Annotated in this window: 8 protein-coding genes; 6 read left to right on the plus strand and 2 right to left on the minus strand. The window is 56.1% G+C overall.

The features are described 5' to 3' along the window. Positions 1-33: 33 nt before the first annotated feature. Complete coding sequence (locus VN12_RS06925; protein ID WP_146676138.1) at positions 34-1503, plus strand: sigma-54-dependent transcriptional regulator; 1470 nt, start codon at positions 34-36, stop codon at positions 1501-1503. Positions 1504-1629: 126 nt separating this feature from the next. Here VN12_RS06925 and VN12_RS06930 read toward each other — a convergent pair whose 3' ends face one another. Next, entirely contained in the window at positions 1630-2163 is a 534-nt protein-coding gene (locus tag VN12_RS06930) for a CinA family protein (RefSeq protein ID WP_168164263.1), read from the minus strand. Positions 2164-2165: 2 nt separating this feature from the next. Between VN12_RS06930 and VN12_RS06935 the strand changes: the two genes are divergently transcribed. Together VN12_RS06935 and purD are read left to right on the plus strand one after the other, a co-directional pair. Continuing rightward, positions 2166-4121, plus strand: a complete 1956-nt coding sequence (locus tag VN12_RS06935; RefSeq protein ID WP_240491346.1) for a 6-phosphogluconolactonase — start codon at positions 2166-2168, stop codon at positions 4119-4121. Between the two features lie 148 nt (positions 4122-4269). Further along, the gene (gene purD, locus VN12_RS06940) at positions 4270-5586 is read left to right on the plus strand and encodes a phosphoribosylamine--glycine ligase (protein WP_146676141.1); all 1317 of its coding nucleotides are present in this window, start codon (positions 4270-4272) and stop codon (positions 5584-5586) included. A gap of 40 nt (positions 5587-5626) precedes the next feature. On the opposite strand, the gene VN12_RS06945 is transcribed toward purD, so the two are convergent. Next, positions 5627-8362 carry a tetratricopeptide repeat protein gene (locus VN12_RS06945; RefSeq protein WP_146676142.1) on the minus strand — a complete coding sequence of 912 codons (2736 nt, stop codon included), beginning with the start codon at positions 8360-8362 and terminating at the stop codon, positions 5627-5629. Between the two features lie 444 nt (positions 8363-8806). Here VN12_RS06945 and VN12_RS06950 point away from each other — a divergent pair, with 444 nt between their 5' ends. The 3 genes from VN12_RS06950 (at position 8807) to VN12_RS06960 (ending at position 12407) form a co-directional block, all read left to right on the plus strand. Beyond that, the gene (locus VN12_RS06950) at positions 8807-9925 is read left to right on the plus strand and encodes a Gfo/Idh/MocA family protein (protein WP_146676143.1); all 1119 of its coding nucleotides are present in this window, start codon (positions 8807-8809) and stop codon (positions 9923-9925) included. 75 nt (positions 9926-10000) lie between these two features. Further along, positions 10001-11200, plus strand: coding sequence for a M16 family metallopeptidase (locus VN12_RS06955; protein WP_168164264.1), 1200 nt, complete (start codon positions 10001-10003; stop codon positions 11198-11200). Continuing rightward, positions 11187-12407 carry a M16 family metallopeptidase gene (locus VN12_RS06960; RefSeq protein ID WP_146676145.1) on the plus strand — a complete coding sequence of 407 codons (1221 nt, stop codon included), beginning with the start codon at positions 11187-11189 and terminating at the stop codon, positions 12405-12407. The genes VN12_RS06955 and VN12_RS06960 overlap by 14 nt, the downstream gene beginning before the upstream one ends. Positions 12408-12410 lie beyond the last annotated feature (3 nt).

Genomic DNA, 12410 nt, shown 5'->3' on the forward strand with positions numbered 1-12410 from the left:
TCGAACCACGGTCTCCTTTTTCCGACACAACGCATGCAATCCCTCACACGGCTTCTGATCGCAGATGACGACCGCTGGCTCTTGGAATCGATGGCCGAGTGGCTTCGACAAGAGGGTTTCGCAGTCGAAACGGCATGCACCTGCGCCGAGGCCTCGCAGGCATTCCGCGCCCGCGAATTCGATCTCATGCTTTTCGATGTGCGATTCGACGATGGCGACGGTATCAAGCTGTTGAAGCAGGCGAAGAAGGTGAAGCCTGATGTTCCGATCATCATGATGTCGGGATACGCAGGGCCCGACGCTGCTCGCGACTCCATTGCCGCAGGGGCATTCGAACTCCTTACCAAACCGATCATCGATGACGAATTGCGAACCGCCATCGAACGAGCCTTAAACCAGAAATCCATCGTCGAAGAAAACGCCCGTTTGAAAGCGGAGCTCGATCGTCGATTCGGGCTGGAAAGCGTACTAAGCCACGACCTTCGCATGCTGAAGATCTTCGACACGATCGATCAAGTTGCCGATACGAAGGCTACGGTCCTCATCACGGGTGAAAACGGTACCGGGAAAAGCATGATCGCTCGTGCCATCCATAAAAAATCGACCCGTCGCAAAGCACCGTTCGTGGAAGTTGCTTGCGGAGCCCTGCCTGATAACTTGCTCGAAAGCGAACTGTTTGGACACGTAGCCGGCGCGTTCACCGGCGCGATGGGGAACAAAATAGGGAAATTCCAAGCAGCGGATCGAGGAACGCTCTTCCTGGACGAAATTGGAACAGCCACGCCTGCGCTCCAAATCAAGCTACTACGCGCATTGCAGGAGTTCGAGTTCGAGCCACTGGGGGGTACAGAGACCATCAGCGTCGATACCCGAGTCGTGCTAGCGACAAATGAAAACTTGGAACAAGCCGTTCAAGATGGGAAGTTTCGACAGGATTTGTACTACCGAATTCATGTGATCCATATCGAGCTGCCTGCATTGCGAGAGCGTCGCGATGACATTCCCGTCTTGGCGAACCATTTCTTGCAAATGGCTTGCCGAGAATATGGACGTTCGGTCGATGGATTTTCGAGCGATGCGATGAACCGATTGCTCGAACATTCGTGGCCAGGCAATATTCGAGAGTTGGAGAATGCGGTGCAGCGGGCTGTGCTGCTGACCAAGTCGAGCACGATAGGACGGGATGCATTGCCGACCAGTTTGGGACGTGTTGCCCCCTCCCCTTCGGAAGCGAACTCCGCCTTCCCCGCTCAGCAGCTCGGACCCAGCACATCGACCGGGAGCCTTGGTCTCAGCGACATGCCGACGCCAGCCACTGCACGCCCGGGCACGATAGCAACGTTGAGCGAGGCTCTCGAAGAACCTGAACGGCGGATCATTCGCGCCGCGCTCGAGGCCAACCACTGGAACCGCAATGTCACCGCCGATCTGCTTGGGATCAATCGCACGACACTCTATAAGAAAATGAAAAAACTCGGAATCGACGAATCCCCCGTTCGCTAATGAACTCGCCGTCCCGCGACGGCGTGGAGGTGAGGATGGAGTGCGGGTGAGCGGAAAAAACTCCATCGATCTTCGAAATGTCGATCTCAACTCCGTTGCCCCGACCTGCGAATGCAATTGGCACCTTCAAGGGAGTTGCTGGGCGATCCAATCCAGAAAACGGGCGGCTGCCTCTTGTTGTCGAGTCGTTCGGTTCTCCCAATCCTCGGAGCCATTCGGGGGTGGAGCAGTCAGTCGAACTCCCAGATCGCCGGACACACCGCTTCGCAAGCGAATGGCGAGATAAACCGCACCATCAAGGTCTGGGGGGGCACCTGGCCCCAAATGCCCGGTGACCGCGGCGGCGACAGTCGCGCGCGGTGTATGCGTCAGCATAGCCAATGCAAGTTGTTCGCTAGCCCACGGGCTGACGGGACCACGATCCGGATCGGCCAAACCCGATGGCTCGATTCCCAGCCAAGCCGTTTTGCTCTCCGTCTGGTAGACGACCTGGGAGCCGCAAAAAAACTCGGAGATTCCAGGTATTCTTCCCAGTTCCGCGGCTGCCAAGCCTGATGTACAACTCTCCGCTAGAGCGAGTTGATGCCCGGAGCTACGCAGCTTGTTTCGAATCTTCAATAGAGTATGAACCGGTAGGGTGGAATACAATGGAGTGTTCACACATGAGCCCTTACGCGAAACTGCATCGCAAAACGATCCCGACGAACAACATGATTCAACATCGAAGTGATAACACAAGCCGATTGATGACGCGAGCGAGGCCGATCGCAGGGACGGCCATGCCATCCTTTTGCTTTGAAACCATCGCAGAAATGGCTCGATACGCGGCTCATATCGTCGCAGGGCTGGTTCGAGAGCGAGCCGCGTTGGGTCAAAAAACGGTTATCGGCATGCCGGCCGGCTCGACTCCTTTGACAACGCTGCGCGAGATCATCCGGTTGCATCGCGACGAGGGTCTCGACCTTTCGAGCGTGGAACTCTTTCTGCTCGACGAGTACTATGGTCTACCTGTTGACAGCCCACAGAGCCACAAATTGTGGCTCGAAACTCAACTGCTGCAGCACGTCAACATTCCAGCCGACCAAGTTCACGTGCTCGACGGACAGCTGCACCAAAATGATATCGATCTGCACTGCCGACGTTACGATGAGGCGATTCAGCACGCAGGCGGGTTCGATCTTGTATTGCTCGGAATCGGGATCAACGGTCATATCGGCTACAACGAACCCTTTTCGGTCAAACGCAGCCGAACAAGACTCTGCACCTTGGACCCGATCACCCGCCGCGGTGTAGCAAGCGACTTCTTCGGCGAAGAAAATGTACCGACGCAAGCCTTGACAGTCGGTCTCAGCGGAATCTTGGCAGCGCGACGAATCCTGCTGCTGGCCATCGGCGAGCACAAGGCGAAGATCGTTGTGGAAGCGCTCGAACGACCGATCAATGACCGGGTTCCCGCTTCTTATTTGCAGGAGCATGGGGACGTACGCGTGTTGCTAGACGGTCCTGCAGCATCGCTTCTCAAGGGGGCGTCGACCCCATGGCTTCTCGGAAATGTCACTTGGGACGACGAATTGATCAAACGAGCCACCCTGTGGCTTTGCAATCAGACGGGGAAAGCGTTGTTGAAACTCGATGCCGACGATTTTCGTGCCCACGACCTCCACCAACTGCTGCGGCATCATGGACCTGCGGAACTGATCGCGCAGAAGGTATTCCGGTGGATGCTCGATACCATCGATTACCACCCCGCTGGAAATAGCTCCAAGAAAGCCCTGTGCTTCAGCCCTCACCCCGATGACGACGTGATCAGCATGGGTGGGACGCTGATCCGATTGATCGAAGATGGACACGACGTTCATATCGCCTACATGACCAGCGGAAACATCGCCGTCTTTGATCACGACGCGCGGCGCGTCGCGGAATTGGTGGCAGACTACAACCAAATTTTCGAAATCGATCGAGAGCGATCCTCGCATCTGGCGGAGGATGTGAGGCAGTCGATCGATAACAAACGGCCTGGACATCCAGACCCAGAAACCATCCTCAAAATCAAAGGATTGATCCGTCAAAACGAAGCGCGTGCAGGAGCGGTCGCAATCGGTTGCAAAGAGACCAACCTCTACTTTTTGGATTTGCCTTTTTATCGCACCGGCACCATTGCAAAGAAGCCGGTGGGGCCTGAGGACATTGCGATCATCGAAGACTTGCTCATCCGAGAAGCGCCCGACCAAATCTACGTCGCCGGCGATCTCGCCGATCCGCACGGTACCCACCGCGTCTGCGCCGAAGCCATTTTTGCAGCCCTCGCAAACATGAAAGAACGGGGAGACAAAGTCCCAGATGTTCTCCTCTACCGAGGCGCCTGGCAAGAATACCCGTTGCATGAAATCGAAATCGCCGTCCCGCTGAGCCCAAGCGATTTGGCCCTCAAACGGCAAGCGATCTTTATGCACGAAAGCCAAAAAGACAAAGCGCTCTTCCCCGGCTCGGACCCGCGAGAGTTCTGGCAGCGAGCGGAAGACCGCAATCGGGGAACCGCCGATTCCTACAATCGAATAGGCTTGCCCGAATTTTTTGCCTTGGAGGCTTTCGCCCGCTGGAAGGGAAATCCCATCTAAAGAACCACCCCCTTGGGGTGCACCGCGCCATTCGGGGGGGTAGCACTAGTGGAACCGGCAACTGGCCGATAAACTTCTGCCAACTGTCGGACAATCGGCGGTTGGTGAGTGGTACCCATTGGATTGCAACGCGGGAAGTTTTAGTTCCATGAGAGTTTTGGTCGTCGGGAGTGGTGGTCGGGAACACGCCTTGGCTTGGAAAATCAGCCAAAGTCCACGCGTCACCCGCCTTTGGGTCGCCCCCGGAAACGCAGGTACGGCTTTGGAGGCCGAAAACGTTCCCATCGCCGCGGATGATATTGCCGGCCTGGTCGCCTTCGCCAAAAAAGAAAGTGTGGACTTGGTCGTGGTCGGCCCCGAAGTCCCCCTCACCCTCGGCTTGGTCGACGAGTTGGCCAAGGTCAAGATCCGAGCCTTCGGTCCGAGCAAGGCCGCTGCCCAACTCGAAGGAAGCAAAGTCTTCTGCAAACTCTTGCTGCGACAAGCGGACGTTCCGACCGCGGACTATCAAGCGTTTCGGGATGCCGACAGCGCCATGCGCTACATCAAAGCCCGCTATCCCAACGAACGAGACAAAGCTTCCGTCGTGATCAAAGCGGATGGTCTGGCCAGCGGAAAAGGGGTCATCGTCTGCTCCTATCGCGATGAAGCCCTGGAAGCCATCGACCGCATCGGACGAAAGAATGAATTCGGACGGGCTGGCTCGCAGATGATCATCGAGGAGCGGCTCGAAGGACCTGAGGCCAGCGTGCTGGCGATCACCGACGGGAAAACGATTCTCACCCTGCCCAGCGCCCAGGATCACAAGGCTGCTTACGATGGAGACAAGGGTCCCAACACAGGTGGCATGGGAGCTTACTCGCCCACCCCTGTCGTCAGCGACGATTTGTTCGAAACGATCGAAGACAAGATTCTCGTACCGACCATCCATACGATGAAACGGAATCGCAAGCCGTTTCGTGGGGTCCTTTACGCCGGTCTGATGTTGACCCAGGCAGGACCGAAAGTGCTGGAGTACAACGTGCGATTCGGAGACCCCGAATGCCAGCCGCTCCTGATGCGGCTCCAGAGCGACTTGCTCGATATCCTCGAAGCAACCGTCGATGGTCGATTGGACGAGATCGATCCCCCCGTATGGGACCCCCGTCCTGCGATTTGCGTCGTCGTCGCCAGCCAAGGCTATCCTGGAGCCTACGAAAATGGCCGACCTATTACCGGTCTAGAGAAGGCAGCTGACCTTCCCGATGTGAAGGTTTTCCACGCGGGAACCAAGCTCGTGGACGGTACCGTGGTAACCAATGGCGGACGCGTGCTGGGCGTGACCGCTTTGGGCGCGAATCTATCGGCAGCTAAACTCAATGCCTACACCGCGGTTCAAGCCGTTCGCTGGCCCGGCGCCTGGTGTCGCAAAGATATCAGCGACAAAGCGGCCGCCTACTTGGCAGCCTCCGCTACCGAGAGCTAGCGGGCTGAATGCGAGCAGTTCGAAGGACGTTGAAACTCGCCTAATACGGCATCTCATCATCGTCCATGTCGCCATCGCCGTCCCCATCTCCATCCCCTTCGTCGTCCTCATCGAGAATCTCGTCTGCGGAAGCTCGATAGCCTTGGAAGGCGACTCCAGGCCGATCATGCAATGGCTCCTCGTCCGGGGTCACATCCATAATTTCGGGTTCGATCGAATAGCACTGTCGCTGCGCTTCCAACGCAAGTGCAGCCGCTTGTTCGGAGTCGTCCGCCAGAACACCCCAGTGAGCTACATAACCGGTCCAATCCCCTTGTTCAGGCAAACAGCCAGGGAACGATTCCCATTGATCGTCTAATGGTTGTAGAACACTGACATGGAACAGCTGCAAGTCGCGTGGCTTCTCATGCGCTCGTCGCTCTGCGAAATAGTCCTCCGGCGTCATACCGCACTGCAACAGCCGTGTCTCGACGTGCTGCTGAAGATCGCGAGCATGCGGAATAAGTTTGGCAGCCCGCCACAGGCGATCCATGGCCGAGGAAATTCCCCCGTGGGTCAGAGCGTCCGAGGAGACGAGCGATCGGGACAGCCCATGGGTAATGGAATGGCGAGCGCGTACGAAGTTCCCAAGCATGGCATACGCCTCCGCTTGGATGGCATCGATGTGAACGCCGATTCCTTCGAACTCCTTGATCTCTTTTTCGATCGCCTCGAGCGCTTCGTCAGGTTTCTTCAATTCCAATAGCCCGATGGCCAGGTAGTAGTAGCACCATGGCACAGGCGGAAAACGTTCTAGCAGCGTCTTCAGATAACTGACTTGTAGCTCGTGCATGCTCAAAGCGTGCGCCCGCATTGCCGCTTCAAAGAACAACTCCGGACTACTTCCCCCTTCTCGGATGCAGAGGTCGAGCACATAGTGAGCGTCGCTATTGCGTTCGGTGTTCATGTAGATGCGTGCTAAAGCCAACGCGGCATCCTCGCGCGAGCGGTCCAGTTTGAAAGCTCTGGCGTAACAACGTTCGGCCTCGCCCGCGTTATCGATGTATTCAAAGATCTCCCCAGCGCGATAATTGTTGTTCACGCTGTTCGAATCCAATTGTAATGACTTGCGAACCAACTGATCCAAGCGTTCGCTCTCGATAACTGCGGGAGGTAGTTCTTCGGTCAAGTTGGCAAAATCCAGATTCGAAAACTGCTCAAAGCGCTCCGCTGCATTCACCGCCATCCCCAGCCGGGCCAAAAGAGATATCAAGTAACCCGTTTCTTGGAACCCAGAAACCAATCCGTTGGCCCACGTCCATATGGCTCGATAATCGCTCCCTGGACTGATCAAGTAGATCATGAAATAGAGGGCACGCCCTATATCCTCGGGGTGACTCCAGTCCCGATTCTGACTAAGCAATAATTCAGATCGAAACGCCTCGATGTCCATATCCTCCGCCGAAGTATCTCGGGCCGCTTGGAGTCGTTTTGCAAAGTCCTCCAACCATTTGAAGAGGGGAGTATCGGACGAAATAGGGTAGTATCCGGCCGGAACCTTTTCCGTCTCCGGCTCGCTCCCGCTCGTTGACAATCCATCGCTCGCGTCTGTATGCTCGTCGGCCACTGCAGCCAAGGGCGTTGGAGTCGGTGACCGATTCTTTTTTAATACGGTACCAATCGGAGTGATGTCGTATTGGGAATCCAGGATCTGCGTGAGCCGCCGCACAGAATGCCAGTCATTGGACTTCGTCGCTGCCGCCTCCAACGGTGCAGCGATTCGTTTCGCCGATTCCCAGTCTCCTTTGAGTCGTTTGATCGCGACAAGGCGAATGCCCGTCTCCAACCACTTCGACGTCGCATGCGTTTGTTTGAGCGAGCGAATCCAAGGTGTAAGCATCTGTTCGGCTTCCGACCACGAACCGTTCATCGCGTGCTGAAGCGCGGTCAAGCAATCGACATCGAGATCGTACTCGGGGCATTCATCTCGCGGAGGAAGCTGCCCGAAAGCCTGTTCCACGCGTTCGTCGAGGGAGAGCCCTTCGAGGGTGTCGAGGGTTTGGAGTTCGAAGGCGACCGAGGCTTTCGCTCCAAGTGGATCGTTGACCGTACTCAGACCGGCGAGCTCCCACGCTTTGTCGAGGCGCTGTCGGGCACTGTCATGCTGGCCATCGAACATATCGAGCGTCGCCAGCTTGAGAATCGCCAGCCATCGACGGTCCCCTCGATCGGAGAAATCTCCGTCCTGCTTGAGAACTTGATTGCAGTGATACCGAGCTAACTCGTAGTCGTCGGCCGCTTTATGAATGTCGCATGCATATTCCCGAAAGCATCCGATGCAGGATAGTTTGCCGATCCGCCGGCAAACATCCATACCGCCGGTGAGACACTCCTGCATCCCCTCGGAGTTAAAGCCTTCGATTTCACCGGTCGCTTCTGCCAGGACCTCGTAGGCGCAGGCGCACATGGCGTACTTCAGCCCTTCGTATTCGTTGAGCTCCAGCTCGGGTTCGATCTTTCGGGCCTGCTCTTCGTTTTCAAATATTGCGATTAACTCGATCGCCCGTTCGCGAACCATTTCAAACTGCAAACGACGCTGCGCCAAATTCATCTGAAAGAAGGTCGCAATGACGTAGTAGAGCAAGCTGCATTCGGATTTGGCGCGATGCCTTAGCTCCCCGTAGAGGAGAAAGGCAGACTCGCAAAACGACCGCTCCATAAGCTCGCCGGCCCTTTGGCTCATTCCAGCAAGCTCCTGCGCGATGGCTTCCTGTTCCTTTTTGGGCTGTTTCGCCAATTTTCACTCCGATTCCTACGCGTTTGCATCCCTTGCAAGCCCCCCATCTCGGCCAGTGGGCCACCTCGTCGTGTGGGGGACGGCCTCCGAGAATTGTAGCGAAAAAAAGGAGCTCGGTCCCGAATCCCCTCCCTCCCATCTCGTTTCGCACCCCCGCCGGCTTCGAGTTTCGGAAAGATTCCGCTATAACATGTCCCCTTCGAAGCTCTCCACACTTCCCGATCGGCACCTTCGCAAGAGGAACGGTCCCCCCTCACACGGGGAGAACAGGGAGGGGATGGCTCGATGGGTGCGAGTACACGGGGTGTGCGTACAAGGGCGGTTTAGCCTGCGTGCGCACGATTCGTTTGTAGTGCGTGCGCTTGGTTAGTTTGGTGTGCACGTGCACGGTCTTTGCGGTTTGCATTGGCACGGTAGTTTTTCCCTCTCTTGCGGCGTTCGATCATGACAGACAAAAAGTTTCGGGTTGCGATGGTCGGTTTGGGTTTCGGGGCGGAGTTTATCCCCATTTACCAGCGCCATCCCAATGCGGAGGTCGTTGCCATTTGCCGGCGAAATGAAAAAGAACTTCATGCGACAGGAGACCGATTCGGAATCGCGAGTCGCTACCAAGAATTCGAGAAGGTGCTCGCCGATCCCAATATCGACTTTGTCCATATCAACTCTCCGATCCCCGACCACGCTTGGATGAGTATCGAAGCTCTCCGAGCCGGCAAGCATGTCATGTGCACGGTCCCGATGGCAACCACCATCGAGGACTGCGACAAGGTTTGCCAAGCGGTGGCCGATACCGGACTGAAATACATGATGGCGGAGACCGTTGTGTATAGTCGCGAATTTCTGTTCCTCAAAGAGCTGTATGAACGAGGCGAATTGGGGAAGATCCAATACATGGCAGCGAGCCACCCGCAAGATATGGATGGTTGGCCTGAGTATTGGGAACGAATGATCCCGATGCATTACGCGACGCACGTGGTCTCTCCGGTGCTCGGTCTGGTAAATGGTAGCGCCGAGTACGTGTCATGCTTCGGGTCCGGGACCATTCGCGACGAGTTGGCCAAAAAATCTGGCAATCGATTCGCCGTCGAAAGTTGCCATATCAAGATCAAGGACAGCGATGTCGCAGCCCACATCTGGCGGTTCCTGTTCGATACCGCCCGACAATACCGTGAAAGCTTCGACGTCTATGGTACGAAAAAGAGTTTCGAATGGTCGCTCGTCGAGGGCCAGCCCCACGTGATACATACGGCCAAACTCCCCGAACACGAAATCCCCATGTTGGTGGAAGTCCCCGATTACGCACATTTGCTCCCAGAACCGATTCGCATGTTCACGCAGTCGATTCAAGACGCCGATCACCTTTCGTTTATCCAAGGGGGTGGACACGGTGGTTCGCACCCTCACTTGGTGCACGAGTTTGTTTCGGCTTTGTGCGAAGATCGCGACCCTTGGCCCAATGCGATCACCAGCGCGAACTGGACCTGTGTTGGTATTTGCGCCCACCAGAGCGCACTGGAGGGGGGCAAGATCGTTCCGCTCCCCGCATTCACCTTGGCTCAATAATCGGCGCAATCGGATATGCAACAAACGGTCTTCCACCATCGGTTCCCGAACGGGCTCGTTCTGCTTGGAGAGCCGATGCCTTGGCTGGAATCGGTCGCCTTTACCCTGCTCACTCCCGTCGGAACGGCGCACGAGCCCACAGGACGGGAAGGGCTGGCGGGACTTACTTTGGAAATGATGCAGCGTGGCGCAGGGGACTTCGATTCCCGCGCGATCGTCGAGGAATTGGATTTCCTCGGAGTCGAACGATCCAGTTCGGTGACCACGTTCCACACATCGATCAGCATGGCGTCGATGGCGAGCGTTTTCGAGCCGACTCTTCGCATCGCGGTTTCCATGTTGCGGACCCCCCATTTTCCAGATGATGAACTGGAAGAAGCGAGGCAGTCGTGTCTGCTCGAACTCGCGTCGATCGAAGATGACCCGGCCCAAAAGTGTTTCAAAGAACTAAAACGTATTCGCTTCGGGGAAACCTACGGCCGTTCCTCACTCGGAACCGAAGAGGGGCTCACCGCCATCGACATGGACGACTGCCGTTCATTTTGGGAGCAAGGCGTGACATCGCACGGGGCGATCCTGAGCGTCGCGGGCAATTTCGAATGGGAAAAGCTCATCCCGCTCGTGGAAAAACTGCTTGGAGACTGGGACGCTGGCCAATCGCCGAAACCTCCAAACGTGGTCACCATTCCGCAGATCAAACATATCTACCACGACAGCCAGCAGACACACATTGCACTGGCCTATGATTCGGTTCCTTATCAGCATCCAGAATACTATCGCGGTCGAGGTTTGGTGGGCATTCTAAGCGACGGAATGAGTTCGCGATTGTTTATCGAAGTGCGAGAGAAACGCGGGCTCGTTTATGCAGTTTCCGCCTCGGTGCACTCGCTTGATCGGTGCGGTAGTGTCCTATGTTACGCAGGAACGACAGCTCCGCGAGCGCAAGAAACACTAGAAGTAACACTGCAAACGATTCAATCGCTCGCCAACGGTATCGAACCCGATGAACTTTCCAGATTGAAGTCCCGTGTCCGCACCTCGCTCGTGATGGAACAGGAGAGCAGCAGTTCTCGCAGCTCTCAAATGGCCTACGACTGGATTTACCTGGGGCGCGTTCCGACGCGTCAGGAAGTGCTCGCAGAGGTCGAGAAATTGACTTGCGAAAACATGGTCGAGTTTTTCCGTAACCACCCACCGAGCAATTGGACGATGGTCACCATCGGCCCCGAGCCCATCGCATTTCCCTCTGGAGCAATCGCAGATGCAGTTTCGTAGCGAAACGCTGGACAATGGCCTAGAAATTATCGCCGAGGTGAATCCCTCTGCGTTCAGTTTGGCTCTTGGATATTTCGTCAAAACGGGCTCGCGTGATGAGTCCCCGGAATTGGCCGGGGTCAGCCACTTTCTCGAACATATGATGTTCAAAGGAACTGCTAGACGAACTTCCGTGGAAGTCAATCGAGAGTTGGATGACCTCGGTTCGCAATCCAACGCGTATACGAGCGAGGAACAGACCGTTTATTACATGAGCGTTCTCCCGGAGAACCAAGCGCATGCGATCGACCTTCTAAGCGATATGATGCGTCCCTCGCTCCACGACGAAGATTTCCAGATGGAGCGACAGGTTATCATCGAAGAGATTGCGATGTACGATGACCAACCGCCCTATGGTGGGATGGAGCTCGCGATGGAAGAATTCTTCGTCGACCACCCTCTCGCCCGCCGGGTACTAGGAACGCGAGAGACGGTCGGTGCGATGGACACCGATGCCATGCGTGCGTACCATCGCGCACGCTATGCCCCAAATAACTTGACCTTGGTCGCCGCGGGTGCCGTTGATTTTGAGGCATTGGTCGCCGACGCGAAACGCTTGACCCAACACTGGGTTCCATCTGACGCGACGCGACTGCTGTTGAAACCGGCTCCTCGCGAGAAGGAATCGACTTTGGTGCATCCACCTGCTACGCAGACATACACGTTGCAATACACGACAGGGGCGGGTTACAACGATTCAGCTCGCTACACGTATCGCATCCTGAGTTCGATCCTAGGCGATGACACCGGTAGCCGACTCTTCTGGGAATTGGTGGACAACGGATTGGCCGAATCGGCGGTTAACTTCACCCAAGAATTCGAAGAGTGCGGGCTGTTTTGCACCTACATGGCATGCACGCCCGAGGCGAGACGATCCAATTGGGACAAAGTCGAAGAGGTACTTCGAAACGGCCGGACCAAACCCATTCAAGATCGTGAAGTGGAACTGGCGAAAAACAAGATCTGCTCCGGCATGATTTTGAGCTCCGAGCGTCCAGGAAATCGACTCTTCACCATAGGAAACGCCTGGTTGAATCGCGAGAAGTACGAGACCATCGCGCAATCGACGCAGAACTACCAGCGAGTCACCAAAGACGAACTTCAAGCTGCCTTTGAAAAACTGGCTGATCGAAAGAGCATCACCGTAAGCGTCGTCCCCGAGGAATAGCTT

The organism is Pirellula sp. SH-Sr6A, assembly GCF_001610875.1.
Lineage (GTDB): Bacteria > Planctomycetota > Planctomycetia > Pirellulales > Pirellulaceae > JBKCUI01.